This is a genomic window from Saccharopolyspora erythraea, from assembly GCF_018141105.1.
GTDB classification, from domain to species: domain Bacteria; phylum Actinomycetota; class Actinomycetes; order Mycobacteriales; family Pseudonocardiaceae; genus Saccharopolyspora_D; species Saccharopolyspora_D erythraea_A.
Genome location: NZ_CP054839.1, coordinates 1793542 through 1820067 on the forward strand (window position 1 = coordinate 1793542; position 26526 = coordinate 1820067).

Below are 26526 nucleotides of genomic sequence, written 5' to 3' on the forward strand. Positions count from 1 at the left end.
GCGGTCGGCACGCCTCGGCGTGGGTCTCCGACTCCGACAGCTTCGACCCCGCGTATCGGACGTCAGTCGGAGATCCCGGAGCGAGAAGGCAGCTGAGGTTCCGCCAAGCACCCCACTACACAAGCCACACCTGGAGCACGTCCTAGCGCCGGCGGCGGCCGGAGCGGACCGCGGCGACCACCGGTACCGCGAGCACAACCAGGACCAGCAGGAGGATCAGCCAGCCGGGGAGTCCGGCCTGCGCGAGGTAGGTCGAGGCGAAGCCGAGGACCATGCCCACCGCCAGCAGCAGCGCGATGGCCTTGACCACGCCGTCGCGCCGCATGAGGCCATGACGTCGGGTCACAGGCTGCCCAGCCAGTTGCGCAGCAGGACCGCGCCCGCCTCCCCCGACTTCTCCGGGTGGAACTGGGTCGCCGAGAGCGCACCGTTCTCCACGGCCGCGACGAACGGCTCGCCGTGCTCGGCCCAGGTGACCAGGGGCGCGGGCAAGGCACCTCCGGAATCCGGCATCTCCCACTTGCGCACCCCGAACGAATGCACGAAGTAGAAGCGGGTCTCCGGGTCGAGACCGGCGAAGAGGATGCTGTCCTGCGGCGCGGTGACGGTGTTCCAGCCCATGTGCGGCAGGACGTCGGCCTCGATGCGCTCGACGACGCCCGGCCACTGGCCGCAGCCTTCGGTGGGCACGCCGTGCTCCACACCCCGGTCGAACAGCACCTGCATGCCCACGCAGATGCCGAGCACCGGCCGGTCACCGGCGAGCCGGTGGTCGATGATCTTGTCGCCACCGGCGGCGAGCAGGCCCCGCATGCAGGCGGCGAACGCGCCCACCCCGGGCACCACCAGCCCGTCGGCCTCCATCGCGGCACGGTGGTCGGAGGTCACCTCGACGTCGGCGCCGACCCGCTGCAGAGCGCGCTCGGCCGAACGGAGGTTGCCTGATCCGTAATCGAGTACGACGACACGTGCCACGCGCTCAGGCTACCTGCAGGTCGCGACCGGGAAGACACCCGGCAACGGAGACCTCGAACCGGGTAAAGCACGAAGATCTCACCCGGGCACGAGGACCCCGTACCGGACAGCAGTCCCCCGGGCACCGAGACCTGCCCCGGACGGCATCGGCCTCGCCCAGCTACCGCGCCCCTGCCAGGAACGAACCGACCGCCGCGCGGATCGCGCTCGGGCCGAGCCCGTGCGCCACCTCGTGCTCCTCGGCGGTGCCGTACGCGCGCAGCTCGGCGTCGCGCCGCACGCCCAAGGCGAGGACGCGGTGCGGGATGTCGGGCAGCGCGTCGGCGACCGCGTGCGTCGAGGTTCCCGCGAGGTAGGGCTCCACCAGGACGACGTCCGGCCGTGCGCCCAGCACCGCGTGCCGCAGGCCGGTCGAGTCGAAGGGCCGCACGGTCGCCGCGTAGAGCACCGTCACGTCGAGCCCGGCTGTGGCGGAGAGGACCGGACGCAGCATCGGGCCGACCGCCAGGACGACGCCGTCCCGGCCTTCCCTCACACGGTGCCAGCCCGGCCCCCGCGCCACCGGTTCGGAGTTGGCCCGCTCGGAGAGCCGGACGTAGACGGGGTCGTCACCGGGCAGCGCCGCCCGCAGCAGCTCCGCCGCCTCCTCGGGGTGGCCCGGCACGTGCACGGTCCAGCCGGGCAGCGTGTCCAGGAGCGCCACGTCGCCCGGGGCCATGTGCGTGCGCCCTGCCCCGGGGTAGTCGTACGACGCGCCGGTGCTCACGACGACCGCCCCCACGCCCTGGTGGTTGAGGTCGAGCTTGAGCTGCTCGAAGGGGCGTTCCACCAGGAACGGCGTGATCGAGTGCACCACCGGCCGAAGACCGGTCAGCGCCATCCCGCCCGCCACGCCGATCATGGCCTGCTCCCGGATGCCGACGTTGACCACGCGGTCCGGGTGGCGGCGGGCGGCGTCGGCGAAGCGGTCCGCGGAGATCTCCGCGAGCACCACCGCCAGCCTGGGGTCGGTGTCGAGCGCGGCGGCGACGGTGTCGACGAACGCCTCGCGCATGGTCGTCTTCTCAGCGATCGCGGTCATGTCCCGGTTCATCCCTTCGGCTCGACCTCGGCGACCACCACGAGCGGGCGGTCGGGGCGGGTGTCGGTGAGCGCCTCGCGCAGCGCGTCGTGGTCGCGGCCGTCGACGGTGCGCTGCGCCCAGCCCTCGCGGGCGAAGCGCTCGCCGATCCCGCCCGGCCAGCCGTAGCTCGCCGAGGCGTTGTCGACGACGACGGCGGTGAGCTGTCCGAGCCCGCGGCGTCCCGCGACGGCGATGGCCTCGTGGTTGCTGCCCTCGTCGAGCTCGGCGTCGCCGACCAGCACCACCACGCGCGGGTCGCGCCGCCCGCGGGCGCGCAGGCCCAGCACCACGCCGAGGGCCAGCGGCAGCCCGTGGCCGAGCGAGCCGCTGCCGATCTCCACGCCGGGCACGAGCATCCGGTCGGGGTGGTGCCCGAGCACGGAGCCGAACTCGGCGAACCGGCGCAGCTCGGAGCGGTCGAAGAAGCCCTTGGCGGCGAGCACGGCGTAGTAGGCCATCGGACCGTGCCCCTTGGACAGCAGGAAGCGGTCGCGGTCGGGGTCGTCGGTCCGCTGCGGGCCGACCGCGAGCACCTGGTCGTAGAGCACCCAGAGGACGTCGAGGGTGGAGGTCGCGGCGGGCTCGTGCTTCTCGTCGCCGGTCATCTCGCTCATCAGCGCACCGAGATCGGCGTAGCCGTACCCGGGCGCGGTCGTGATCGTCATGCGACCAGCGTGAAACTTCGAGTTCACTGGAGGTCAAGTGGAAATACTTCGACCTCGGTCGAGGTTTCACCTAACCTGGCGATGTGTCGAAACTACCGAAGCTCCTCACCATCGGCGAAGTGTCCTACCGCAGCGGTGTCGCCCAGACCGCGCTGCGCTTCTACGAGCAGCGCGACCTGATCACCGCCACCCGCACCAGCGGCAACCAGCGGCGCTACGACCGCACGGTGCTACGCAGGCTGGCGTTCATCCGCGCCGCGCAGCGGGTGGGGCTGAGCCTCGAGCAGATCGCCGAGGCGCTCTCGACGCTGCCCGCCGACCGCGCTCCCGGCAAGGCCGACTGGTCGCGGCTGTCGCGGAGCTGGCGCGACGAGCTCGACGCCCGCATCGAGGGGCTGCAGAAGCTGCGCGACAACCTCACCGGCTGCATCGCCTGCGGCTGCCTGTCGCTGCGGACCTGCGCGCTGAACAACCCCGACGACATCGCCATGGACCGTCTCGGCCCGGGCCGGACGCTGCTGCAACCGGCCGGCGACGGCTGCTGACGCCGGTACCGATTCACCGGTTCGTGATTTCGCAGGTCGGCGAGTACACCGAGGACGGCACTTGCGCGCGCCCGGGACGGAACCCGACGACCGACCCGCTGTGCTGGTCGTAGGTCGGGGTCGACCACAGCAACGACTCGCTGGTGACCGGTGAGTACGTCAGCGGCAAACCGGGCGGCCGGGTGGTGCGGTGGCCGATCGACAAGGCGGGTGCCGCCACCTTCACCAGGGCGAGGACCGCCACTGGTAGGTCATCTCGGGCCGGCCGACGCCGCCGTACTGCGGTTGCCGGTCGGCCATCCCGTTGCCCACCAGGTACTCCAGATACCGGCGGGCCGTCACGCGGGAGACGCCGGCCGACTCCCCGACCGCACCCGCCGACGCGCCGTCCGGCGCCTCGCGCAGCGCGGAGACGACGGCCGCCAGCGTCTCCTCCCCCATCCCCTTGGGCAGCGGGGTGCGGTCGGTGCCGCGCAGCGCCGAGAAGGCGCGGTCGATCTCGGCCTGTCCGCTGGCGTCCCGGTCGTCGCTGAGGCTGGCGCGGAACCGGGCGTAGTCCTCCAGCTTCTCGCGCATGGCGGCGAAGGTGAACGGCTTGAGCAGGTACTGCACGACACCGCTGGCGATGGAGGCGCGCACCACCTTCAGGTCCCGCGCCGAGGTCACCGCGATGACGTCGGGGCCGCTTCCGGCGGTGCGCAGCGCGCGGGCGACCTGCAGGCCGTCGATGTCGGGAAGCCCGAGGTCGAGCAGCACCAGGTCGACCCCGGTCTTCTCCAGGAAGCGCAACGCGTCCTGGCCGGTGCGGACCCGGCCGGCGACCTCGAAGCCCTCCACCCGATCGACGTAGTCCGCGTGGGCCTCGCCGACCAGCGGGTCGTCCTCGACCACCAGAACCCGGATCACCGCGCGCCCGCCTCCGGTCCGGCCGGGAGGCGCACGGTGAAGACCGCACCGCCGTCGTCGCCGACCTCCACGGTGCCGCCGTAGCGGCGCACGCTCTGGCCGACCAGCGCCAGCCCGAGCCCCCGCGATCCGTCCTTCGTGGACCATCCGCGCTGGAAAACGCGTTGCGCCGCCTCCGGATCGATGCCCGGTCCGTTGTCGGCGACCCGGATCATCAGTTCCGCGCCCGTCCTCCTGGCGGTCACCACCACCTTCGGGTCGGCGGCGTCCTGGGTGGCCTCCACGGCGTTGTCGATCAGGTTTCCGAGAATGGTGACCAGGTCGCGCGAGTCGACCTGGCCGCTCACCGAGTCGTCGATCTCGGTGTCCTCGCTGAGCACGACCTCCACACCCCGCTCGCTCGCCTCCGCGCTCTTGCCGAGCAGGACCGCCGCCAGCACCGGCTCCGACACCGCGCCCACCACGCGGTCGGTGAGCTGCTGGGCGAGCTCGAGCTCGGCGGTGGCCAGGCCCGCGGCCTCCTCGGCCCGCCCCAGCTCGATCAGCGAGACGACGGCGTGCAGCCGGTTCGCCGACTCGTGGGCCTGCGAGCGCAGCGACTCCGAGAAGCCGTGCAGGGTGTCGAGCTCCCCGCTGAGCGCCTGGAGCTCGGTGTGGTCCCGCAGGGTCACCACGCTGCCGAGGTCGCGGCCCCCGCTGCGCACCGCCGAGGAGTTGACCAGCAGCACGCGGTCGTCGGTCAGGTGGACCTCGTCGCGCACGGCGTGCCCGGATGCCAGGTCGTCGGCCAGCTGTTCGGGCAGCCCCAGCTCCGAAACCAGCGCTCCCTCCACCTCGGACGGCTGTGCGGACAGCAGGAAGGCGGCGCCGTCGTTGCACAGGGTGACGCGTCCGGACGGCGAGACGAGCAGGAGACCTTCGCGCACCGCGTGCAGGATCGCGTCGTGGTACTCGTACATCCGGCTCAGCTCGGCCGGGGTGAGCCCGTGGGTGTGGCGGGCGAGCCGCCTGTTGACCAGGTATGTCAGCGCCCCGCCCATGGCCAGCGCGGCTGCCGCGACCAGCACCAGCGCGGTCACGTGGCCCCGAACCTCGGCGGTGAGCACCCGCATGTGGATGCCGACCGACACCAGTCCGCGCACCTGCCCGCCGTCGCCGAAGACCGGGACGACCGCGCGCACCGACGGCCCGAGCGAGCCGGTGTAGGTCTCGGTGAACACCAGTCCCGTGCGGGCCTGGTCGATGTGGCCGATGAACGGCCGGCCGATGCGGGTGGGGTCGGGGTGGGTGTAGCGGATGCCCTCCGGCGTCATGATCGTCACGAACGCGACACCGGTGGCGGTGCGCACGTCCTCGGCGAGCGGCTGGAGCTCGGCGGAGGCGTCCGGGCGGCCCATCGCGGCGCGCACCGCGGGCAGCGACGCGACGGCCCGCGCCACCGACACGACCTCGCCGGTGGCGGCGTCCTCGGCCTGGCGCCGCGCGTCGTACCAGGACAGCGCCGCGCCGCCGAGCACGACGAAGGCCACCACCACGATCTGCAGCACGAACAGCCGCCTGGACAGGCTCCAGCCGCGGCCGGGCCGGTTCCGCGTCAGTTCCACGTGCACATCGGCTTCCTCCCACGGCTCCGGGGCGGGCGGCGACACCAGCAGGTGACCGGGCGGGCGGTGGGCGAGGCCACCGGCACCCGCGGCCACCGGACCGGCAGCCGCGCCCGCGGCCCGGGCGGGCAGGTCGTGGCCGGTTTCCGGCGGTCCGGCACCGCCCGCGCAGACGCCGCGACACCGGGTCCGACCTGCGCTCGGGCCCAGCGCGCACCCTACTCCGCGACGCCGCGATCGGACGCCGGTCGTTGTGAACACAATGAACACAAGCGTGACGGGGCCGATATCCAGCGCCGATAGTCTCATCCCAACACCGGCCGTGACCTGCGCCACGGCCGAGCAGACTCAAACGCCCGGTAGTCCAGTAGGAGATCAACTGTGGCAAGCAAAGACGCTGCGCCGCCCGGCACCCGCCGCCGGGACCGGACCCACTACCTCTACATCGCCGTGATCGTGGCGGTGCTGGCAGGCATCGCGGTCGGATTCGCCGCCCCGGACCTCGGGGTCGCCCTGAAACCACTGGGCACCGGGTTCGTCGACCTGATCAAGATGATGATCTCGCCGGTCATCTTCTGCACCATCGTGCTCGGCGTGGGAGGCGTCCGGAAGGCCGCCAAGGTCGGCAAGGTCGGCGGCCTCGCGCTGGGGTACTTCATGGCCATGTCGCTGGTCGCGCTGATCATCGGCCTGATCGTCGGCAACTTCCTGCACCCCGGCGAGGGCCTGCAGATCACCGACTCGCTGCGCGGCCAGGGCCAGGACCAGGCCGGTGAGGGAGCCAAGTCCACCACCGAGTTCCTGCTCGGGATCATCCCGGACACGCTGGTCTCGGCGCTGACCGAGGGCGAGGTCCTGCAGACGCTGCTGGTCGCCCTGCTCGCCGGTTTCGCGTTGCAGGCCCTGGGCGACAAGGGCGCGCCGGTCCTGCGCGGCATCGAGCACGTCCAGCGCCTGGTGTTCAAGATCCTCGCGATGGTGATGTGGGCGGCCCCGGTCGGCGCCTTCGGCGCGATCGCCGCGGTGGTCGGCGCGACCGGCGTGGACGCGCTCAAGGGCCTCGCCGTGATCATGTTCGGCTTCTACCTGACGTGCCTGCTGTTCGTCTTCGTGATCCTCGGCCCGCTGCTGTGGTTCGCCGCCCGGGTGAGCCTGTTGAAGCTGCTGCGCTACCTGGGACGTGAGTTCCTGCTGATCGTCTCCACCTCGTCGTCGGAGGCCGCGCTGCCGCGGCTGATCGCGAAGATGGAGCACCTCGGCGTGAGCAAGCCGGTCGTCGGCATCACGGTGCCCACCGGGTACTCGTTCAACCTCGACGGCACCGCCATCTACCTCACGATGGCCTCGCTGTTCATCGCCAGCGCGATGGGCGACCCGCTGACGATCGGCGAGCAGATCTCGCTGCTGCTGTTCATGATCGTGGCCTCCAAGGGCGCGGCGGGCGTGAGCGGCGCGGGCCTGGCCACCCTGGCCGGCGGCCTGCAGTCGCACCGCCCCGAGCTGCTCGACGGCGTCGGCCTCATCGTCGGCATCGACCGCTTCATGTCCGAGGCCCGCGCACTGACCAACTTCGCGGGCAACGCGGTGGCCACGGTGCTGATCGGATCCTGGACCAAGGAGATCGACCGCACCCAGGTGCAGCGCGTGTTCTCCGGCGCGGACCCGTTCGACGAGCAGTCCTTCGCCGACGATTCCGACGGCGGGGGTTCCGGCGGCGAGGAGAAGCCGCCCGCGGGCGAGCAGACCGCGAAGGTCGGCGCCGACAAGTAGTCGCGCAGACCGCGAAGGGGGCGTCCGGGTGGGCGCCCCCTTCGACGTTCGCGCGCGGCGGACTGCGCCCGGTGGCCGTTCGGGCGATCCTGTGCGCTACCGGCGGCGCGCGGTGTCGATCCGCGCGCTCCCCGTTCGTACAGGGGGTGGGACGCCGGCACGGGCCGGCGGCCGAGCCGAGGAGAGCCGACGATGAAGCACTACCTGCTGAGCGTGTACCAGTCCGCCGGGGACCCGCCCCCGCCCGAGGTCCTCGACCCGGTCATGCGCGATGTCGACGCCGTCAACGACGAGATGCGCGCCGCGGGGGCGTGGGTGTTCGCCGGCGGGCTGCACCCGCCGAGCACCGCGACAGTGCTGCGGTCGCAGGGCTCCGGAGTGCTCACCACGGACGGGCCGTTCGCCGAGGGCGAGGAGCCGCTGGGCGGCCTCGCCGTCATCAGGGCAGCCGACCTCGACGAGGCGCTGCGGTGGGGGCGCGAGCTCGCCCGCGCCACGACGCTGCCGATCGAGGTCCGCCCCTTCCACGACGAGCCCGAAAGCTGACCGCGGGCCATGCGGGAGGTTTCGCCGGCGGACGTCGAGCGCGTGTTCCGCGAGGAGTACGGGCGCGCCGTCGCAGTGCTCGCGGGCGTCTGCGGCGACATCGACCTCGCCGAGGAGGCCGTGCAGGAGGCATTCGCCGAGGCGGTCCGGCGCTGGCCTTCGTCCGGGCTGCCGCCCAGCCCCGCGGGCTGGATCATCACCACCGCCCGCAACCGCGCGATCGACCGGCTGCGGCGCGAGTCCACGCGCAAAGACCGGCACGCCCAGGCCGCCCTGCTGCACGCCCGCGACGAAGATCCCGAGGAGGGGCCAGTGCGCGACGACCGGCTGCGCATGATCTTCACCTGCTGCCACCCGGCGCTGTCCACGAACGCACAGGTCGCGCTCACGCTGCGGCTGCTGGGCGGGCTCACCACCGCCGAGATCGCCCGGGCGTTCCTGGCGCCGGAGCCGACCATGGCGCAGCGGCTGGTCCGCGCCAAGGGCAAGATCCGCGACGCCCGTATCCCCTACCGCGTGCCTGCCGAGGCCGAACTGCCGGACCGGCTGCGGTCGGTGCTCGCGGTGGTGTACCTGGTGTTCAACGAGGGCCACACCGCCAGCTCCGGCGAACGGCTCGTCCGCGAGGACCTGTGCGCGGAGGCGATCCGGCTCGGCAGGCTGCTCGCCGAGCTGATGCCCGACGAGCCCGAGATGCTGGGACTGCTCGCGCTGATGCTGCTCGTCGAGTCCCGGCGGGCGGTGCGCACCACCTCCGACGGCGCCCTGGTGCGTCTGTCCGAACAGGACCGCGCACGCTGGGACCGGGCGCTGGTCGCCGAGGGGCAGGCCATCGTCCGGCGGTGCCTGCGGATCGGCAGGCCCGGCCCCTACCAGATCCAGGCGGCGATCAACGCCGTCCACAGCGACGCGGCATCGGCGGACGGCACCGACTGGCGGCAGATCGTGCTGCTCTACGACCAGCTCATGGCGGTGGCACCCAGCCCGGTCGTGGCGCTCAACCGGGCGGTGGCGGTGGCCGAGGTGGACGGCGCGGAGGTCGCGCTGGGGCTCGTCGATGCCCTGGACCTCGACGCCTACCACCTGTTCCACGCCGTCCGCGCCGACCTGCTGCGCAGGCTCGGCCGCACCGGCGAGGCCGCCGCGGCGTACGAGGCGGCCATCGCGCGGACCGCGAACGACGCGGAGCGCGAGCACCTGCGACGCGGGCTCCGGTCGCTCGCTCCGAGCTGAACCAGGACATCGGGGAGCCCGCGCCTCCGGGAATCCAGCGGCTCCGGGGAACCAGCGCCTCCGGGGAACCAGCGGGTCCGTGGCGAGGTTTCCGGGCGGAGTGGGCACCACCGTCACCCGTTCGGGCGCAAGCCTGCCCGGACGCTTCCCGCCGGGTTGACAAGCCTTCCAATCGGGCTATTCTCAACTCATCGGTTGATTAACCAGGTGGTTGAATGCCAGGCGACCCACTCAGCGACGTCTTCGCGGCTCTCGCCGACCCCACCCGCCGCGCCATCCTGGCCCGGCTGGCGGAGGGCGAGGCCACGGTCAACGAGCTGGCCGCACCGTTCCCGATGAGCCTGCAGGCGGTCTCCAAGCACCTGAAGGTGCTGGAACGAGCGGGGCTGATCTCCCGGGGACGCGACGCGCAATGGCGGCCCTGCCGGTTCGAGCCGGCACCGCTGCGCGAGGTCGCGGACTGGGCGGAGCAGTACCGCAGGTTCTGGGAGGAGCGCTACGCGCAGCTCGACAGCTACCTGCTGGAGATGAAGGAGAACAGCGATGAGCCCGACCAATGACCTCGTCGTGACCACGCCGTCGGACCTGGAGATCCGCATGTCCCGGGTCTTCGACGCGCCGCGGGACCTGGTGTTTCTCGCGCACAGCAAGTGCGAGCACATGAAGCGGTGGTGGGGGCGCGGCAACCCGTTGGACTGCGAGATGGACTTCCGCCCCGGCGGCAGGTACCGGTTCGTCGAGCACGCGCCCGACGGCGAGGACTACGCGTTCCGCGGTGAGTATCTGGAGATCGTGGAGCCGGAGAAGCTCTCCTACACCTTCGAGTTCGAGGGGATGCCGGGCCACGTGTGCGTCGACACGCTGCTGTTCGAGGAGCACGACGGCAAGACGACGCTGACCAGCACCACGCGCTTCGACTCCGTCGAGGACCGCGACGGGATGATCGAATCCGGCATGGAGGAAGGCGCGAACGAGTCGATGCGCGCTCTCGACGCGTTGCTGGCGACCTGGAAGTGACATCGTCGCCGCGGTGCCGCCGTCCATCACGGGCGACGGCAACGCGGCAGGCCCTGCCTCAGCCCCAGACCAGCCAGCCGAGCCCGCCGGCGACCGCCATGATCGCGAGGACGCCCAGCACCACGGCCATGAAGCGGTTGTTCTTCCACGTCGAGTAGGCGCCACCGACCAGGAAGCCGCCGATTCCGAGCAGGATGATCGGGAGGTAGTCCCGCACGCCGCACTCCCCTCTCAAGTGCCGCCCAGGCTACCCAGGGACCGCGGGAAGCCCGGCCCGCACCCGGCTCGAGGCCACTTGGAGCAATGGCGCCGGGACTGACGGCGCCGCGAAGTTCGCCACGCGGCCCGTCGTTCCCGCCCGGTCCGCCGATTCTCCGTTCCTCCGCTTCTCCGAGCCCGTTAGCCCTCAGCCCGTCACGCCCGGGGCGCCGTTCTCCACGCGTCCGGTGATCCTGCGGCGGAACGTCCGGTCCTGCGCCGCCGTCACCTCCACGTCGTACCAGCCCTGGTCGGTCGGCCACTCGACGGTCTGCGCGCCGCCCGCGGGGAGGCGCACCTCGCGTTCTTCGCCCGGTGCGTAGCCGAGAGCCCGCAGCCGCAGCGTGATCCCGTCACGACCGGCGTTGCGCAGTTCCAACGCCAGCCCACCGGTTCGGGCGTCCGGCCGCGATGCGACGTCCACGCCCGCGGCCCTGCCCGCCGCGGAACCGCTGAGCTGGAACCAGAACCGGTTCGGCCCCTGCAGCGCGAGCTCGTAGTCCCCCGGCAGCTCCTCGACGTGTTCACCCTGGACGTCGACGTGCTTGGGCGTGGGGAGCTCCCCGGCGTAGGAGTACAGCGCGAAGTGCGCCGACGACGTTCCGCTGTTGGCCAGTCGGAGGACGAGCTTGCCGTCGGCCACCGAGCCCGACGCGGCGGGCTGGTACGGCAGCGCACGTGCGGGCCGCTTTCCCTGCTCCTGCAAAGGAAGCCGCTGCTCCTCCGGCGGCTTCGGGTGCCAGCGGTCGACGGGTTCCGGGACCGCGCCCGGCTTATCCGGCGCGGGCGGCTTCCCGGCGGCCTCGAAGTCGAACACCGACAGCAGGTCACCGCACGTCCTGCGCCGCCACGCGCTGATGTTGGGCTCCTCGACGCCCGTCCACCGCTCCAGGAACCGCAGCACCGAGGTGTGGTCGAAGACCTGCGAGTCGACGTGCCCGCCGATCGTCCACGGCGACACCACGGTCATCGGCACCCGCGGGCCGAGACCGATGGGCTGACCGTCGTACCAGTCCTCGGTCTCCGACTCCGGCGGCACCGGCGGCGGCACGTGGTCGAAGAAGCCGTCGTTCTCGTCGAAGTTGAGCAGCAGCACGGTCTTCGACCACACCTGCGGGTCGGACGCGACGGCGTCGAGCACGTCGAAGACCAGGTTCGCGCTGCCCACCGGCGTCGAGCTGCCCGGGTGCTCGGAGTCCACAGCGGACGGAACGAGCCAGGTGACCTTCGGCAGCCTGCCGGACGCGATGTCGTCGCGCAGGCGGCGGACCAGCGTTTCGGGCTCGCTGCGGTACATCGCGCGGTCGAACAGCCGCCGCTCGGCGTCGGTCAGCTTCGCCCGGCCGGACTCGAACTGCGCGAGCAGCTTCCGCCTCTCCGGCTCGGGCTTGTCGAACAGGGCGGTGTAGAACTCCTCGGTCGTGCGGTAAGCGCCCTCGACCTCGGCGAGGATCTTGTGCCCGATCGCCTTGAACGGCTTGAAGTACTCGACCGCGTTGTCGGTGAAGTTGTCCCACTCCTGGTAGATCCGCCAGGAGACACCCGCCTGCTCCAGCCGTTCCGGGTAGGTGGTCCAGTCGTAGCCTGGGTGGGCGTAGTCGTAGGCGGCGTTGGTGACCGCGCGCTGCTCCGTACCCGGCTCGTAGCCGACCTTCCCGGTCCACAGGTAGGTCCGGTTCGGGTTGGTGGAGCCGAAGACCGAGCAGTGGTAGGCGTCGCAGATGGTGAAGGTGTCGGCGAGCTCGTACTGCAGCGGGATGTCGCGGCGCTCGTAGTGGGTCATCGTCGCGGCGGTCTTGGCCGCGATCCAGTCGTCGAGCCAACCCCCGGCCCACGCCTTGCCCGAACCGGCCCAGCTGTGGTCGAGGTCGCCGAGGTACTGGATGTCCGACACCGGACGCCCCTCGCTCTCGGCACCCTGGCGCAGCGAGAACGGCAGCACCGAGCCGCCCGGCCCCTGCTGCTCGAACACCGTGCCGCCCCCGGGCAGCGCCAGCGGCACGCGGTCCCCGTACCCGCGCACCCCGCGCATCGTGCCGAAGTAGTGGTCGAACGATCGGTTCTCCTGCATCAGCACGATGACGTGCTCGACGGCGTCGAGCCCGCCGGCCGGCACCGGCCGCGCCATCGCGCGGTGCAGCGACGGCGGCAGGAGCGAACCGGCCGCGGCAGCGCCGAGCGCCCCGGCGGAGCCCGCCAGCACCCGGCGTCGGGAAATCTCAGTCACGAGTGGCCATGCTGTCCCGAGAAGGCCACGCGGGGTAGACCCGAAAGTAGCGCAGGCGTGAACACGCCAAGTGCTGCGCATGGCTCACAGCCCGAAACGGGCAGCACCGGGTACGGCTTTCCGACGTCCCAGGACGCCGAGATGGCGGAGGACGTTGCCCCTGACGCGCCATCCGCCCTTTCAGCCCGCCGCGGACGGGCTGGGGGCGCCGGAAAGACACGGCGCCCCACTGCTCGATCCGAACTACAGCGCGCCCTTGGTCGACGGGACGACGCCGCTGAAGCGGGGGTCGGGCTCGACGGCCGCGCGCAGCGCGCGGGCGATGGCCTTGTACTGGGCCTCGGCGATGTGGTGCGGGTCCCGGCCGTGGATGACGCGCACGTGCAGGTTGATCTGCGAGTGGAAGGCGATCGACTCGAACACGTGGCGGTTGAGCACGAACGGGTAGTTGCCGCCGATGGTGAAGCTGTTGTACTGCTCCGGCTCGCCGGTCATGACGCAGTACGAGCGGCCGGAGACGTCGACGGCGGCGTGCGCCAGCGTCTCGTCCATCGGGATCCAGGCGTCGCCGAAGCGGCGGATGCCCTTCTTATCACCGAGGGCCTGGCGCAGCGTCTGGCCGAACACGATGGCGGTGTCCTCGACCGTGTGGTGGGCGTCGATGTGGATGTCGCCGCTGGACTTGACCTTCAGGTCGAAGGCGGCGTGCGTGCCCAGCGCGGTGAGCATGTGGTCGTAGAACGGAACCGTGGTGTCGATGTCGACCTGGCCGGTGCCGTCGAGGTCGAGCTCCACCAGCACCGAGGACTCCCGGGTGGTGCGCTCGACCCGGCCGACGCGGGTTCCTGGCTGCATGGCGGTCACTGGTCGAGCTCCTCACTCACGATCTTGCCGGCCGCCAGGAAGGAGTCGTTCTCCTCCGGCGTGCCGATGGTGACGCGCAGGTGCCCCGGGATGCCGACGTCGCGGATGAGCACGTCGGCGTCCAGGTAGCGCCGCCAGGCGCGGTGCGCGTCGGCGAACCGTCCGAAGAGGACGAAGTTGGCGTCGCTGGGAACGGGCTGGAAACCCATCTCCCGCAACGACTCCACGACGCGGTCGCGCTCCTGCGCGAGCTTGTGCACCGACGACAGCGTCGCGTCGGCGTGGCGCAGCGACGCACGCGCCGCGGCCTGCGTCACCGACGAGAGGTGGTAGGGCAGCCGCACCAGCAGCAGGGCGTCGATCACCGCCGGGGACGCGGCCAGGTAGCCGAGCCTGCCGCCGGCGAAGGCGAACGCCTTGCTCATCGTGCGGCTGACGATCAGCTTCGCCGGGTACTGCTCGACGAGCGCGATCGCGCTGGGCTGCGCCGAGAACTCCGCGTAGGCCTCGTCGACCACGACCACCCCGGGCGCGGCGTCGAGCACCGGCCGCAGGTCGTCCACCGAGACCGACTGGCCGGTCGGGTTGTTCGGGCTGGTCACGAACACCACGTCCGGGCGGCGCTCGGCGACGATGCGGGCCGCCTCGGCGCTGTCGAGGCTGAAGTCCGCGCGCCGCGGCGCGGGCAGCCACTCGGTGCGGGTGCCCGCGGCCAGGATCGGGTGCATCGAGTAGGAGGGCTCGAACCCGAGCGCGACCCGGTCCGGGCCGCCGAACGCCTGCAGGATCTGCTGCAGGACCTCGTTGGAGCCGTTGGCCGCCCACACGTTGGCCGCGGCCACCGGCACCCCGGTGGCCTCGGTGAGGTAGGCGGCCAGGTCCTCCCGCAGCGCGACCGCGTCGCGGTCCGGGTAGCGGTGCAGCGAGGCGGCGGCCTCGCGCACCGCCTCGGTCACGTCGGCCACCAGCTCGGGCGGCGGCGGGTACGGGTTCTCGTTGGTGTTCAACCGGACCGGGACGTCCAGCTGCGGCGCGCCGTAGGGGCTGCGGCCGCGCAGATCGTCCCGCAGCGGCAGGTCGGCGAGCGTCGCATCGCCACCGAGCACGTCACTCATGGGCACTACTTTCGTACTGGTCCGGGAAGCGGGTCGGAAACCGTGAGCCTTCCGGGCTGCCACAGCGCCCCAGGAGACTCACGGGTTCGGATGCCAAACCGTCCACTCCTCAGTCCGGGAAGCGGGCGGTCACGGCCTGGCCGTGCGCGGGCAGGTCCTCGGCGTCGGCCAGCGCGACGACCTGGCCCGCCACGTCGCGCAGCGCCTGCTCGGTGTAGGAGATCACGTGGATGCCGCGCAGGAAGCTCTGCACGCTCAGCCCCGACGAGTGCCGGGCGCAGCCGCCGGTGGGCAGCACGTGGTTGGAGCCCGCGCAGTAGTCGCCCAGCGACACCGGGGCGTACGGGCCGACGAAGATCGCGCCCGCGTTGCGGACCCCGGCGGCCACGGCGTCGGCGTCGGCGGTCTGGATCTCCAGGTGCTCGGCGGCGTAGGCATCGACGACGCGGATGCCGTCGGCGATGTCGGCGACCAGGATGCAGCCGGACTGCACGCTGGTCAGCGCGGTGCGGATGCGCTCGGTGTGCTTGGTCAGCGGCACCTGCCTGGCCAGTTCGGCGTCGACGGCGTCGGCCAGCCGCTCGGAGGTGGTCACAAGCACGCTGGCCGCCAGCGTGTCGTGCTCGGCCTGGCTGATCAGGTCGGCGGCGACGTGCACCGGGTCGGCGGTGTCGTCGGCCAGCACCGCGATCTCGGTGGGACCCGCCTCGGAGTCGATGCCGATCAGGCTGCGCAGGTGGCGCTTGGCCGCCGTGACGTAGACGTTGCCGGGGCCGGTGACCATGTCGGCGGGCTCCAGGGCCGCGCCGTCGGTGTCCTCGGCGCCGTAGGCCAGCAGCGCCACCGCCTGCGCGCCGCCGACGGCCCACACCTCGTCGACGCCCAGCAGCTCGGCGGCCGCCAGGATCGTCGGGTGCGGCAAGCCGCCGAACTCCGCCTGCGGCGGCGAGCACACCACCAGCGACTCCACGCCCGCGGCCTGGGCGGGCACGACGTTCATCACCACGCTGGAGGGGTAGACCGCCAGGCCGCCCGGCGCGTACAGGCCGACGCGGGCCACCGGCACCCACCGCTCGGTGACGGTGCCGCCGGGGGCGACCCTGGTGGTGGTGTCGGTGCGGCGCTGGTCGGCGTGGACCTTGCGCGCCCGGGCGATGGACTCCTCGAGCGCCGAGCGCACCGCGGGGTCGAGCTCGTCGAGGGCCCGCCGCAGCTCCTCGGCACCCACCCTCACCCGTTCGGGTCGTACCCGGTCGAACTTCTCGGTGTAGTCGAGGACGGCTCGCACGCCGTCGTCGCGGACGCTCTCGATCACCGGCCGCACCTGATGCAGAACGTGCTCGACGTCCATCTCGGCGCGGGGCAGCGTGGCCCGCAGCTCGGCGTTGGACGGAACACGACCGCGCAGGTCGGTACGGGTGAGCATAAACGTCCTTCCCGGGTGTCCAGAGGTCGCCTTCCAGGGTAGTCGCAGGCCGTTCGACCGGCCCCACACGTCCCCTGAAATGGGAAAATGTCAACATGCCGCATCCGACGTAAGTGGGTTGTCAACTACGAGGCCCTGCTTCAGCCTCGCTGGAGTCACCACACGTGATCGATCGGAGACTCGATGTTCAGCTCACGGCGCACGGCCGCGACGGTCGCAGCCGCCGCCTGCCTGGTGCTGCTGCCGGCAGCGCAGGCAGGGGTGTCGGCCGCGCAGGAACCCGCACAGCCGACGACACCCGCCGCGGCGGCCGAGGGACGTGTGATCTACACGGTGGCGAACACCGACAGCCGCGCGCGGACCGAGATCAACCGCACCGGCGCGCAGATCCTGTCGGTGCGCGACGGCGTCGCGACGATCGAGGCGACCCCGGAGCAGGCCGAGCGCCTGCGCGCGGCGGGCTACCAGCTGCAGGAGAAGCAGAAGGTCGCCGACGCCCTGGACCAGCTCAACACCGGTGTCGCGGGCACCGCCGCCGACTTCCCTCCGGACGACCAGGGCTTCCACAACTTCGACGAGATGAACGCCGAGCTCGACAAGGCCGTCCAGGACCACGGTGACATCGCGGTGCGCTCCAGCGTCGGCAAGTCGCACGAGGGCCGCGACATCCCGATGCTCAAGATCAGCGACAACGCGGCCCAGGACGAGGACGAGCCGGAGGTCCTGTTCAACTGCAACCAGCACGCCCGCGAGCACCTCACCACCGAGATGTGCCTGCGGATCGTCAACCGGTTCACCGACGGCTACGCCTCCGACCCGGCAGTCAAGGAGGTGGTGGACAACCGCGAGATCTGGGTCGTGCCGGTGACCAACCCGGACGGGTCGATCCGCGACGTGGAGTCCGGCCAGTACCAGAGCTGGCGCAAGAACACCCAGGAGCCCAACGGCACCGACACCAACCGCAACTGGGACTACAAGTGGGGTTGCTGCGGCGGCTCCAGCGACGACCCCGACGCCGAGGACTACCGCGGGCCGAGCGCGTTCTCCACGCCCGAGGCCTCCGCGCTGGCCAAGTTCGTCGACTCGCGCGTCATCGGCGGCAAGCAGCAGATCAGGGCCCACATCGACTGGCACACCTTCTCCGAGCTCGTGCTGTGGCCCTACGGGCACACCAACGACCAGGTCACCGAGGGCATGACGCAGGAGGAGTACGACCGCTTCGCCCGCGTCGGCAAGGAGATGGCGCAGACCAACGGCTACACGCCGCAGCAGTCGAGCGAGCTCTACGTCACCGACGGCGACACCACCGACTGGATGTGGGGCAAGCACAAGGTCTTCTCGTTCACCTTCGAGATGTACCCCTCCAGCGGCGGCGTCGACGGCTTCTACCCCGATGACGAGGTCATCGAGAAGGAGACCAGCCGCAACGACGCCGCGGTCGACATCCTGCTCCGCGAAGCGGGAGCAGGCGCCTGAGCCACATCGCGCAAGGGGTGCAGGGCCCGGGGTTCGTGGAACCCCGGGCCCTGTTGCGTCGCGGCCGAGAAGCACCGGCCGATCGCGGAGATCCCCGACTCCGGCGGCGGAAGTTCCGGCGCGAAGGTTCGTGACACCGCCGAGAAAACCGTCGCGTCGAGCGGGTATTCGCCCTGACGACGACAGATGTCCGTGCCATGCGGCGCAATCGGCGTTAGGACGCGGTGCGCGCGGCGTTCGGCGCATCCGGAGCACGGATTCCCAATTTGGCGCCGAAAACCCCGCCGTACTGGGAAAAGTTGGTGTGACCCATAACACCTAAGTGGGTTGCCGGTGATTCGCCGTTGAACGAATCTTCGAAATGTCCGCTTTCGTGATCGATCGGAGACTCGATGTTCAGCTCACGGCGCACAGCGTCGGCGGTCGCCGCCCTCGCGTGCCTGATTTTGCTGCCCGCTGCCCAGGCAGGTGTCTCTGCGGCTCAGGAAGCCTCCCCGACCGGCGCGGCCGCCACCGCCGACGCCGGGTCGGTCTACTCGGTGCCGGGCACCGACAGCCGCTCCCGCACCGAGATCAACCGCACCGGCGCGCAGGTCCTCTCGGTGCGCGACGGCGTTGCGACCGTGCAAGCCTCCCGGGAACAGGCCGAACGGCTGCGCGCGGCCGGATTCGCGCTCGAGGAGCGGCAGGACGTCGCCGCCGCGCTCGACGCGCTGAGCGGCCCGGAGGCCGGGATCGCCGGGGCGGCCGACTTCCCGCCCGCCGACCAGGGCTTCCACAACTTCGACGAGATGAACGCCGAACTGGACAAGACCGTCCAGGACCACGGCGACATCGCGGTGCGCTCCAGCATCGGCCGGTCCCACCAGGGCCGCGACATCCCGATGCTCAAGATCAGCGACAACGCGGCCCAGGACGAGGACGAACCGGAAGTGTTGTTCAACTGCAACCAGCACGCCCGCGAACACCTCACCACCGAGATGTGCCTGCGGATCGTCAACCGGTTCACCGACGGCTACGCCTCCGACCCCGCCATCAAGAACGTGGTCGACAACCGCGAGATCTGGGTCGTGCCGGTCACCAACCCCGACGGCTCGGTCTACGACGTCGCCTCCGGCCAGTACCAGGGGTGGCGCAAGAACCGCCAGGGAAGCGGTACCGACACGAACCGCAACTGGGACTACAAGTGGGGCTGCTGCGGCGGCTCCAGCGGCAACCCCAACTCCGACACCTACCGCGGCAGCGCCGCGTTCTCGGCGCCGGAGTCGGCCGCGCTGGCCGGGTTCGTCGACTCCCGCGTCATCGGCGGCAAGCAGCAGATCAGGGCCCACATCGACTGGCACACCTTCTCCGAACTGGTGCTGTGGCCCTACGGCTACACCTACAACAACACCGCCGAGGGCATGACGCAGCAGGAGTACGACCGGTTCGCCCGCGTCGGCACCGAGATGGCGCGCACCAACGGCTACACCCCGCAGCAGTCCAGCGACCTCTACATCACCGACGGCAGCACCACGGACTGGATGTGGGGCAAGCACAAGATCTTCTCGTTCACCTTCGAGATGTACCCCTCCAGCGGCGGCATCGACGGCTTCTACCCCGATGACGAGGTCATCGGGCGGGAGACCGCCCGCAACGACGCCGCGGTCGACATCCTGCTCCGCGAAGCGGGCGTCTGATCCACGGGCGCACCACGCACGGGGCGGGCCCGGGTCGGCCGCTGCCGGCCCGGGCCCGTCCGGCGAACGCCTGGTCACCACCGGGGACCGCGGGCCGTCCCGCCGCGAGCCGCGGCTCGAACGCCGGTTCGGCGTCCCGGCGCGCCCGGCACCACCCTTCGGTGTGAGAATCCGCAAGTGGACAGTGTGGTGCTGAACATCGGTCTGGTCCTGTTGTTCGTGCTGCTCGGCGGGTACTTCGCCGCCGCGGAGATCGCGCTGGTATCGCTGCGCGAGGGCCAGGTCCGCAGGCTCGGGGGCGCCGGACGGCGCGGCGCCCGGGTCGCGAAGCTGCGGGCCGACTCCAACCGGTTCCTCTCCGCGGTGCAGATCGGCGTGACCTTCGCCGGGTTCTTCGCCTCCAGCTACGGCGGCGCCACGATCGCGGTGCGCCTGTCGCCCGCGCTGGAGGGCTGGGGCCTGCCCGCGGCACTGGCCGCGACGGTCGCGCTGGTGCTGGTGACGCTGTTCGTCTCGTACCTGTCGCTGGTGCTCGGCGAGCTGGCCCCGAAGCGGCTGGCGTTGCAGCGCACCGAGCAGGTCGCGCTGTTCACCGCGGGTGTCCTCGACCGGCTGGCCACGCTGTGCCGTCCGCTGATCTGGCTGCTGTCGAAGTCGACGGACGCGGTGGTGCGGCTGCTGGGCATCGACCCGAGGTCCGGCCAGGACAAGGTCAGCCAGGAGGAGCTGCGCGACATGGTGCGCACCAACGAGCAGCTCACCGTCGAGGAGCGCAAGCTGCTCACCGACGCGTTCGAGGCGGGCGACCGGGTGCTCAGCGAGGTCATGGTGCCGCGCACCGAGGTCGACTTCCTGGACCGGACGATGTCGCTGGCCGACGCGGTGGCCAAGGTCCGCGACCAGCCGCACTCGCGCTACCCGGTCATCCGGGAGACCGCCGACGACGTGATCGGCTTCGTCCACGTCCGCGACCTGCTGACCACGACCTACGACAACCGCCTTGGCGCCGCCACGATCGGCGACCTCGCGCGTCCGGTCACCGCGCTGCCCGGCAGCAAGCCGGTGCTCTCGGCACTGACGGTGATGCGCAGGCGCGGGGGGCACCTCGCCGTGGTCGTCGACGAGTACGGCGGCACGGCGGGCATCGTCACCGTGGAGGACCTGGTCGAGGAGGTCGTCGGCGAGATCTGGGACGAGTACGACACCGGCGCGGCGCCGGTTCTGCCCTCACCGGAGGGCAGCTACGAGCTGGACGGCATGCTGCACCGCAGCGAGGTCGAGGAGCACACCGGGATCGTGCTGCCCGAAGGCCCGTTCGACACCCTCGCCGGCTTCGTCATGGCCGAGCTGGGACGGATGCCGGCCGTGGGCGACTCCATCGATGCGCTCGGACACCGGTTCACCGTCCGGGAGCTGGACGGGCGCCGCGTCGCCCGGGTGCTCATCACCCCGCTGGGGGACGGCTGAGCGCGGGCGGGCGGCGCCCGGCCGCGTCACGACATCAGCAGGATCAAGGCTCCCACCACGATGCCCGCGACCACGACGACCGCCGCCGTGATCATCACCGCGCGCAGTTGTGGCCGGTCCTCGCGGACCTCGGTCTGAGCGCGCTCACGCCACTGCATGAACGTGGTGCCTTCGCCGCCCTCGCTCACGTCTGTCTCCCTGCTCGTCGGTCGGGGTGCGCCTACAGCCTGTCACATCGGCCCGGCGGCAGTCATATCGCCGAGCCGCAACGTGGTGGCGGCCCAGCGCTCCAGCAGCGCCTCGTCGTGGCTGATTGCCAGCACACCGGTGCCGTCCTCCGCGACGCGCTCGCCGACGACGCGGACCAGCGCCGCGGTGGTGGAGGCGTCGAGCATCGCGGTCATCTCGTCGCAGATCAGGTAGCGCGGGCGCAGCGCGAGGGCGCGGGCCAGGCACGCTCGTTGCAACTGCCCGTCGCTGACCTCGTGCGGCCTGCGGTCGAGCAGCTCGCCGGTCAGGCCGACCTGCTCGGCCAGCTCGCCGACCCTAGTGGGGGCCTCGCCCGTCCGGCCGGTGGCGTGCAGCGGCTCGGCCACGACCTGGCGGAGGGTGAAGCGCGGGTCCACGGCGGGACGCGGCTGCTGGAAGACCACGCCGATGGCGGCGCGTTGCGCGCGCGAGGTGGCGTGCCGGAAACCGGTGGCCTCCGCACCGTCCACGGTGACCTGTCCGGACCACGGCCGCTGGAGCAGCGCGAGCACTCTGGCCAATGTGGACTTCCCGCAGCCGCTGGGGCCCGCCAGTCCGGTCACTGTGCCGCGCGGCACCTCGACGTCCACCCCGTCGAGGACCGCGATCTGCTTGCGGTAGCCCGCGACCAGGCCGGTGCCGCTCAGCACGGGACGTGCGCGGCGATCCAGCGCCCGCCGTGGGCGACGAGTTCCGGACTCCCGTTGCAGGGGGCGAATCCGGGCCGGTCAGGACAGCGTTGGCAGAACACGCAACCCCATTCCCGTTCGATGCGTTCCAGTTCGGTCAGCGCGGGCGGATGGCCCGGGATGGGCTCGAAGCCGCCCTCCGGCAGCGCCGCGAGCAACCCCGCGGTGTAGGGGTGCCAGGGGTCGGCGAAGACCGCGTCGGCGGGCCCGGCCTCCACGATCCGGCTCGCGTACATCACCGCCACGTCGGTGGCGACGCGGCGGGCGGCGGCCAGGTCGTGGGTGATCAGCAGCACCGCGCGGTCGTCGGCTGCGGTCTCGGCGAGCAGGTCGACGGTGCGGTGCACCAGCGGCCGGTCCAGCCCGGTGGTCGGTTCGTCGGCCAGGACCAGCGGCGGGTCACCGGCCAGCGCCATCGCCACGGCGACGCGCTGGGCCATCCCGCCGGAGAGCTCGTGCGGGTAGTGGTCGAGGTCGCCGGGACGCAGGCCCACGCGCTCGGCGAGCTCGCCGACCAGCCCCGGGCCGCTGCCCGGGCGCAACGCGCTGACGGCCTCCAGCAGCTGGCTGCGGGCGGTGCGCACCGGCGTGAGGTGCGTGCTCGCCGACTGCGGCACCAGGCCGACGAGCCGGCCGCGAACCCGTTCGGCCAGGACGTGTTCGGACGCGCCGAGCAGCTCCAGCTCGCCGTCGAGCACCGCGCGCCCGCGCACCTGCGCGTTGGCCGGGAGCAGTCCGAGCAGCGCGGAGGCGAGCACGGACTTGCCGCAACCCGACTCCCCCACCAGCGCCAGCACACGCCCCCGGCGCAGCCGCAGGGAGGCGTCGGTGACCGCCCGCACCTCGCCGCGCCGGCGGCCGAGCAGGAAACGCACCGAGAGCCGGTCCAGCTCCAGCAGGTTCTCGCTCACAGCGCCAGCTCCGATCCGCGTCGCGGCACGACCCGGTCGCGCCACACCCCCGCGGGCCCGGACACCGCCAGCGTGGTGACCACCAGCAGCAGCGAGGGGAACAGCACGATCCACCAGGCGCCGAGCAGCACCGCCTCCCGGCCGTCGCCGAGGATGTTGCCGATGCTGGCCAGGTGCGGCGGCAGGCCGAGGCCGAGGAAGCTAAGCGACGTCTCGTGCCACACCGCGTGCGGCACGAGCAGGACGGCCGACAGCGCCGCCTGCGGCACGATCGCGGGCAGCAGGTGCCGCCGCAGCACGCGCATCCGCGACGAGCCGCCCGCGATGGCGGCCTCGACGTACGGTCGCTGCCGCAGCGACAGCACCTCGGAGCGCACGACGCGGGCCACGGTCGTCCAGTGCGTGAGCGCGATCGAGAGCACCACCGCGAGCAGGCTTCCCCGGTACAGCGCGACGATCACGATTCCGAGCAGCAGGTGCGGCACCGAGTTGACGGTGTCGACCGCGCGCATCAGCAGCCGGTCGGTCCAGCCTCCGAGCGCGCCTGCCACGGAGCCGACCAGCGAACCGAGCACAGTGGACACCAGCGCGCTGGTTCCGGCCACCACCAGCGAGACCCGCAGTCCCGCGAGCGACTGCACGAACAGGTCCCGGCCCGCGGAGTCGGTGCCGAACGGGTGCGCCGGGCTCGGGGCGAGGCGGACCGAGTCGTAGCGGACGAGGTCGCCACCGCCGAACACCGCGGGCACCACGACCGCGGCCAGGACCAGCGCACCGAGGACGGCGAGCGAGCCCCAGAGCCGTGCCCGGGCGCGGGCCCCGGCCGCGCGGCCGCGCGGAGTTCCCGCCCGCCTGCGGGCGGCTCCGCGCCACGCACCGGGATCGGCGGAGGACAGCGTCGTGTCAGCCATCGGCGGCCACCCTCGGGTCCAGCAGCAGCGCGGCGACGTCGGCCAGCAGCGACCCCAGCAGCACGGCGGCCGTGGCCACCAGCGTGACCACCGCCAGCAGTGGGTAGTCCACGGCGGTCGCGGCGGTGACGACCGCGGCCGCCAGTCCCGGCCAGGAGAAGACCTCCTCGACCAGCACCGCGCCGGTCACCAGTTCCGGGACCCGCGCGCCGATCAACGTCACGAACGGCAGCAGCGCCGTCGGCAACGCGTGCCGCAGCACCACGACCGACTCGGCCAGACCGCGCGCTCGGGCCCCGGTCACGTGGTCCTCGGACAGCGCCGCGAGCATCGACTGGCGCACGTGCAGCACCAGCCACGGCGACTGCGAGACGCCCAGCACCAGCGCGGGCAGCGCGAGGTGCTCGGCGACCTGGCCGAAGGTCGGGTCCTGCCCGGCGTCGGTCAGCCCGGCCACCGGCAGCCAGCCGAGTCCCAGCGCGAAGACCGCGATGGCCAGCAGCGCGAGCACGAACGGCGGGACGCCCTCCAGCGCGTGGCCGGTCGCGGTGACCAGGCGGTCGGCCCAGCCGCCCTGCCGCCAGGCCGCGACGGTGCCCAGGGCGAGGGCGATCAGCACCGCCAGCACCAGCCCGGTTGCCGCGAGCAGCATGGTCCAGGGCAGCCGCTCGGCGACGACCTGCGCGACGGGCTGGCGCATCGACCGCGATACGCCGAGGTCTCCGCCGAGCAGCCCGGTCGCCCAGTGCCAGAACTGGGCGAGAACCGGTTCGTCGAGCCCGAGCTCGGCGCGGACGCGGGCGACATCGGCCGCCGAGGCGTTGAAGATCCGCACGCCGTAGTACTGGTCGACCGGGTCGAACGGCGACGCCGCCGCGAGCAGGAAGACGCCGAACGCGACGACCACCAGCACCGGCACCGCGAAGCCGATGCGGCGCAGCACCAGCCGCCCGGCCGCCGCGCCCCTGGAGCGCGCGCTCAACGCCGCGGCTTCCACGCTTCGAGGTTCCACCACGGTCCCCAGGTGGTGCCGTGGGTGTGCGGCTCCACGGGAGCCCGGTAGCCGTCCCAGCGGCCGGCGCGCATCACGTAGCTGTGGTCGATGAACGCCAGGTACACCAGACCCGGATCGGCGGCGTAGGCGCGCTGCGCGGCTTTGTAGAACTCGGCTCGGCGGGCGGGGTCGGTGGCCTGCCTGCCGCCGTCGAGCGCGGCGTCGACCTCGGCGTTGCGGTAGTGCCCGGGGTTGTTGTAGGTCCCGGTGCCGATGACCGACGAGTGCAGCGCCGAGTACATCTGCGGGTCCGGGTCGATCGGGTTGCCGCCGCCGAGCACGATCCCGTCGGTGGCAAGCCGCCCGGCCACCGCGGAGCGGTCGACGCCCGCCGGGGTCACCTCGATGCCGACGGCCTTGGCGTCGGAGGCGAAGGCCAGCGCGAGGTCCTTGCGGAGGCTGTCGTCGGCGAAGTACATGACGGTGAAGGCCGCGCGCTGACCGCCGCGGGTTCGCACGCCGTCGGGACCGGGGACCCAGCCGGCGGCGTCGAGGATGGCGCGCGCCCGCTGCTGGTCGAAGCCGAACCGGGCCGCGGGCTCGTGAAACTCCTGCATCGACTCCGGGATCGGTGCGTAGGCGGGCGTGCCGTGCCCGCCGAGCAGCGCCTGGATCATGCCCTCGCGGTTCACCGCGTGGTTCAGCGCCAGGCGCACCGCGCGGTCGCCGGTGACCGGGTGCTCGTTGGGCAGCGCGATGGTGCGGAAGTCGGCGGTGCGGTGGTGCACGGTCTCGTAGCCGTCGACGCCGACGCTCTGCGCCAGCACCGGCGGCAGGACCGTGCCGTCGAACTCACCGGAGCGCAGCCGCTGCGCGCGGGTGTTGTCGTCCTCGGCGAAGACGACGGTCACCTTCCCCACCGCCGGGGCACCGCCCCAGTACGCCGGGTTGGCCTCCCACGTCATCTGGTCGCCCTGACGCCATTCGACGAGCCGGTACGGCCCGGTGCCGACGGGCCTGGTGTTGAGCTCGGAGCTCTCCAGCGGCGCGGGCTGCGCCAGCTTCTCGGCGGGCACGATGCCCAGCACCAGCTTCGACGGCCACGCCGCGTAGGGGATCTTCAGGTCGAAGCGCACCGTGCGCGGGTCGAGCGCCCGCACGTCGCCGAGCATCGAGAAATCCGAGGAGACCGTGGACGCGTAGGCGGGGTCGACGGCGGCGCGGTAGGTGGCGACCACGTCGTCGGCGTCGAAGGGCGTGCCGTCGTGGAAGGTCACGCCCTCGCGCAGGCGGACCGTCCAGCTCCGCGCGTCCGGGCTCGGCCGCGGGGCCTCGGCTGCCAGGGCCGGGCGCAGGAAGCTGCCGCCGTCGAAGGCGAGCAGCCCGTCGTAGAACTTGGCCGCGCCTTCCTGGCCGTAGCCGAGCAGCGGGTTGAGGCTCTCCGGCTCGAAGCCGTCGGCGAGCAGCATCCGGCCCGGGTCGCCGGCGGCACCGGGACTCGTGGGCGCGGTGCAGCCCGCGCCCAGCAGAGTCAGGGCGACCGGGACGGCGGCGAGGAATCCACGGCGTTTGAGCACTCAAAGACCATAAGTGCTGCTGCAAGTCCTTCTCAATAAGAGCGCCCGGTAAGTGATGGTCAGCGCATTCGGCGGCTAGGGGGTCAGGGCGGCCGGCGGTAGAGGCTTCGGGCGCGGGTGCGAGGCGGCGGACGACGGTGAGCGCGGCGGCCAGGTGGAGGTAGAACTCGACCAAGGGTGGCTTCTGGAAACGGGCTGGTCGCCAGGCGAACATCGCGCCTCCGGGCCACCCAGTGGCCGCTCGAGGGGTCAGTCGACGGCGAGGTGCGGTAGGGCTCGGCGCATCACGACTCTGGTGG

General features: G+C 72.1%; 27 protein-coding genes. 9 read left to right on the forward strand and 18 right to left on the reverse strand.

Features of this window, described 5'->3' with window-relative positions:
• Positions 1-142: 142 nt before the first annotated feature.
• The 4 genes from HUO13_RS08260 to HUO13_RS08275 form a co-directional block, all read right to left on the reverse strand.
• The gene (locus HUO13_RS08260) at positions 143-325 is read right to left on the reverse strand and encodes a hypothetical protein (RefSeq protein ID WP_211900843.1); all 183 of its coding nucleotides are present in this window, start codon (positions 323-325) and stop codon (positions 143-145) included.
• 17 nt (positions 326-342) lie between these two features.
• Entirely contained in the window at positions 343-975 is a 633-nt protein-coding gene (gene hisH, locus HUO13_RS08265; RefSeq protein WP_211900844.1) for an imidazole glycerol phosphate synthase subunit HisH, read from the reverse strand.
• A gap of 160 nt (positions 976-1135) precedes the next feature.
• Positions 1136-2056 (reverse strand): transketolase family protein, encoded by a 921-nt coding sequence (locus HUO13_RS08270; protein ID WP_211900845.1) that lies wholly within the window; start codon positions 2054-2056, stop codon positions 1136-1138.
• Between the two features lie 8 nt (positions 2057-2064).
• The gene (locus HUO13_RS08275) at positions 2065-2763 is read right to left on the reverse strand and encodes a thiamine pyrophosphate-dependent enzyme (RefSeq protein WP_211900846.1); all 699 of its coding nucleotides are present in this window, start codon (positions 2761-2763) and stop codon (positions 2065-2067) included.
• An 83-nt stretch (positions 2764-2846) separates the two neighbouring features.
• Here HUO13_RS08275 and soxR point away from each other — a divergent pair, with 83 nt between their 5' ends.
• On the forward strand, positions 2847-3308 hold the full coding sequence (gene soxR / locus HUO13_RS08280) for a redox-sensitive transcriptional activator SoxR (RefSeq protein WP_211900847.1): 462 nt from the start codon (positions 2847-2849) through the stop codon (positions 3306-3308).
• Positions 3309-3321: 13 nt separating this feature from the next.
• On the opposite strand, the gene HUO13_RS08285 is transcribed toward soxR, so the two are convergent.
• Genes HUO13_RS08285 through HUO13_RS08295 form a run of 3 tightly spaced genes read right to left on the reverse strand, consistent with a single transcriptional unit; the run spans position 3322 to position 5824 of the window.
• Positions 3322-3552, reverse strand: a complete 231-nt coding sequence (locus tag HUO13_RS08285; RefSeq protein WP_211900848.1) for a hypothetical protein — start codon at positions 3550-3552, stop codon at positions 3322-3324.
• A complete protein-coding gene (locus tag HUO13_RS08290) occupies positions 3531-4214 on the reverse strand; it encodes a response regulator (protein WP_211900849.1) in 684 nt (227 codons plus the stop codon). The genes HUO13_RS08285 and HUO13_RS08290 overlap by 22 nt, the downstream gene beginning before the upstream one ends.
• Positions 4211-5824: a sensor histidine kinase gene (locus HUO13_RS08295; protein ID WP_211900850.1), complete on the reverse strand. Its 1614-nt coding sequence runs from the start codon at positions 5822-5824 to the stop codon at positions 4211-4213. The genes HUO13_RS08290 and HUO13_RS08295 overlap by 4 nt, the downstream gene beginning before the upstream one ends.
• Positions 5825-6199: 375 nt before the next feature.
• On the opposite strand from HUO13_RS08295, the gene HUO13_RS08300 reads away from it, so the two are divergent.
• The 5 genes from HUO13_RS08300 to HUO13_RS08320 all read left to right on the forward strand — a co-directional run bounded on the left by HUO13_RS08300 (position 6200) and on the right by HUO13_RS08320 (position 10384).
• Positions 6200-7588, forward strand: coding sequence for a cation:dicarboxylate symporter family transporter (locus HUO13_RS08300; RefSeq protein ID WP_249124541.1), 1389 nt, complete (start codon positions 6200-6202; stop codon positions 7586-7588).
• Between the two features lie 192 nt (positions 7589-7780).
• Positions 7781-8134, forward strand: coding sequence for a YciI family protein (locus HUO13_RS08305; protein ID WP_211900851.1), 354 nt, complete (start codon positions 7781-7783; stop codon positions 8132-8134).
• Between the two features lie 9 nt (positions 8135-8143).
• Positions 8144-9367: an RNA polymerase sigma factor gene (locus HUO13_RS08310; RefSeq protein WP_211900852.1), complete on the forward strand. Its 1224-nt coding sequence runs from the start codon at positions 8144-8146 to the stop codon at positions 9365-9367.
• Positions 9368-9582: 215 nt separating this feature from the next.
• Positions 9583-9927 (forward strand): ArsR/SmtB family transcription factor, encoded by a 345-nt coding sequence (locus tag HUO13_RS08315; protein ID WP_211900853.1) that lies wholly within the window; start codon positions 9583-9585, stop codon positions 9925-9927.
• A complete protein-coding gene (locus HUO13_RS08320) occupies positions 9911-10384 on the forward strand; it encodes an SRPBCC family protein (protein WP_211900854.1) in 474 nt (157 codons plus the stop codon). Before HUO13_RS08315 ends, HUO13_RS08320 begins: the two co-directional genes overlap by 17 nt.
• A gap of 58 nt (positions 10385-10442) precedes the next feature.
• Here the strand turns inward: HUO13_RS08320 and HUO13_RS08325 are convergent, their stop codons facing one another.
• The 5 genes from HUO13_RS08325 to hisD form a co-directional block, all read right to left on the reverse strand.
• Positions 10443-10601 carry a hypothetical protein gene (locus tag HUO13_RS08325; protein WP_211900855.1) on the reverse strand — a complete coding sequence of 53 codons (159 nt, stop codon included), beginning with the start codon at positions 10599-10601 and terminating at the stop codon, positions 10443-10445.
• Between the two features lie 189 nt (positions 10602-10790).
• Positions 10791-12869, reverse strand: a complete 2079-nt coding sequence (locus HUO13_RS08330; RefSeq protein WP_249124542.1) for a phosphocholine-specific phospholipase C — start codon at positions 12867-12869, stop codon at positions 10791-10793.
• A gap of 243 nt (positions 12870-13112) precedes the next feature.
• A complete protein-coding gene (hisB, locus tag HUO13_RS08335) occupies positions 13113-13733 on the reverse strand; it encodes an imidazoleglycerol-phosphate dehydratase HisB (RefSeq protein ID WP_211900857.1) in 621 nt (206 codons plus the stop codon).
• Positions 13730-14848, reverse strand: coding sequence for a histidinol-phosphate transaminase (locus HUO13_RS08340; protein WP_211900858.1), 1119 nt, complete (start codon positions 14846-14848; stop codon positions 13730-13732). The genes hisB and HUO13_RS08340 overlap by 4 nt, the downstream gene beginning before the upstream one ends.
• Positions 14849-14957: 109 nt before the next feature.
• A complete protein-coding gene (gene hisD / locus HUO13_RS08345; RefSeq protein WP_211900859.1) occupies positions 14958-16274 on the reverse strand; it encodes a histidinol dehydrogenase in 1317 nt (438 codons plus the stop codon).
• A 183-nt stretch (positions 16275-16457) separates the two neighbouring features.
• Between hisD and HUO13_RS08350 the strand changes: the two genes are divergently transcribed.
• From HUO13_RS08350 to HUO13_RS08360, 3 genes are all read left to right on the forward strand, one after another.
• The gene (locus HUO13_RS08350; protein WP_211900860.1) at positions 16458-17750 is read left to right on the forward strand and encodes a M14 family metallopeptidase; all 1293 of its coding nucleotides are present in this window, start codon (positions 16458-16460) and stop codon (positions 17748-17750) included.
• A 392-nt stretch (positions 17751-18142) separates the two neighbouring features.
• The gene (locus tag HUO13_RS08355) at positions 18143-19429 is read left to right on the forward strand and encodes a M14 family zinc carboxypeptidase (protein ID WP_211900861.1); all 1287 of its coding nucleotides are present in this window, start codon (positions 18143-18145) and stop codon (positions 19427-19429) included.
• Positions 19430-19606: 177 nt separating this feature from the next.
• Positions 19607-20896 (forward strand): hemolysin family protein, encoded by a 1290-nt coding sequence (locus tag HUO13_RS08360; RefSeq protein ID WP_211900862.1) that lies wholly within the window; start codon positions 19607-19609, stop codon positions 20894-20896.
• A 26-nt stretch (positions 20897-20922) separates the two neighbouring features.
• Here HUO13_RS08360 and HUO13_RS08365 read toward each other — a convergent pair whose 3' ends face one another.
• Genes HUO13_RS08365 through HUO13_RS08390 form a run of 6 tightly spaced genes read right to left on the reverse strand, consistent with a single transcriptional unit; the run spans position 20923 to position 26227 of the window.
• Positions 20923-21084: a hypothetical protein gene (locus HUO13_RS08365; RefSeq protein WP_009943221.1), complete on the reverse strand. Its 162-nt coding sequence runs from the start codon at positions 21082-21084 to the stop codon at positions 20923-20925.
• 42 nt (positions 21085-21126) lie between these two features.
• A complete protein-coding gene (locus tag HUO13_RS08370; RefSeq protein WP_211900863.1) occupies positions 21127-21795 on the reverse strand; it encodes an ABC transporter ATP-binding protein in 669 nt (222 codons plus the stop codon).
• Positions 21789-22745: an ABC transporter ATP-binding protein gene (locus tag HUO13_RS08375; protein WP_211900864.1), complete on the reverse strand. Its 957-nt coding sequence runs from the start codon at positions 22743-22745 to the stop codon at positions 21789-21791. The genes HUO13_RS08370 and HUO13_RS08375 overlap by 7 nt, the downstream gene beginning before the upstream one ends.
• Complete coding sequence (locus tag HUO13_RS08380; protein WP_211900865.1) at positions 22742-23656, reverse strand: ABC transporter permease; 915 nt, start codon at positions 23654-23656, stop codon at positions 22742-22744. The genes HUO13_RS08375 and HUO13_RS08380 overlap by 4 nt, the downstream gene beginning before the upstream one ends.
• Positions 23649-24653 (reverse strand): ABC transporter permease, encoded by a 1005-nt coding sequence (locus HUO13_RS08385; protein WP_211900866.1) that lies wholly within the window; start codon positions 24651-24653, stop codon positions 23649-23651. The genes HUO13_RS08380 and HUO13_RS08385 overlap by 8 nt, the downstream gene beginning before the upstream one ends.
• Complete coding sequence (locus HUO13_RS08390; RefSeq protein WP_211900867.1) at positions 24635-26227, reverse strand: ABC transporter substrate-binding protein; 1593 nt, start codon at positions 26225-26227, stop codon at positions 24635-24637. Before HUO13_RS08390 ends, HUO13_RS08385 begins: the two co-directional genes overlap by 19 nt.
• Between the last annotated feature and the right edge of the window lie 299 nt (positions 26228-26526).

Bases quoted from the DNA above. Each gene is read 5' to 3' on its own strand.
- HUO13_RS08380 (WP_211900865.1), bottom strand. From the start codon at position 23,656: ATGGCTGACACGACGCTGTCCTCCGCCGATCCCGGTGCGTGGCGCGGA.
- HUO13_RS08275 (WP_211900846.1), bottom strand. From the start codon at position 2,763: ATGACGATCACGACCGCGCCCGGGTACGGCTACGCCGATCTCGGTGCG.
- HUO13_RS08320 (WP_211900854.1), top strand. From the start codon at position 9,911: ATGAGCCCGACCAATGACCTCGTCGTGACCACGCCGTCGGACCTGGAG.
- HUO13_RS08260 (WP_211900843.1), bottom strand. From the start codon at position 325: ATGCGGCGCGACGGCGTGGTCAAGGCCATCGCGCTGCTGCTGGCGGTG.
- hisD (WP_211900859.1), bottom strand. From the start codon at position 16,274: ATGCTCACCCGTACCGACCTGCGCGGTCGTGTTCCGTCCAACGCCGAG.
- HUO13_RS08350 (WP_211900860.1), top strand. From the start codon at position 16,458: ATGTTCAGCTCACGGCGCACGGCCGCGACGGTCGCAGCCGCCGCCTGC.
- HUO13_RS08310 (WP_211900852.1), top strand. From the start codon at position 8,144: ATGCGGGAGGTTTCGCCGGCGGACGTCGAGCGCGTGTTCCGCGAGGAG.
- HUO13_RS08315 (WP_211900853.1), top strand. From the start codon at position 9,583: ATGCCAGGCGACCCACTCAGCGACGTCTTCGCGGCTCTCGCCGACCCC.
- HUO13_RS08270 (WP_211900845.1), bottom strand. From the start codon at position 2,056: ATGACCGCGATCGCTGAGAAGACGACCATGCGCGAGGCGTTCGTCGAC.
- HUO13_RS08340 (WP_211900858.1), bottom strand. From the start codon at position 14,848: ATGAGTGACGTGCTCGGTGGCGATGCGACGCTCGCCGACCTGCCGCTG.
- HUO13_RS08305 (WP_211900851.1), top strand. From the start codon at position 7,781: ATGAAGCACTACCTGCTGAGCGTGTACCAGTCCGCCGGGGACCCGCCC.
- HUO13_RS08355 (WP_211900861.1), top strand. From the start codon at position 18,143: ATGTTCAGCTCACGGCGCACAGCGTCGGCGGTCGCCGCCCTCGCGTGC.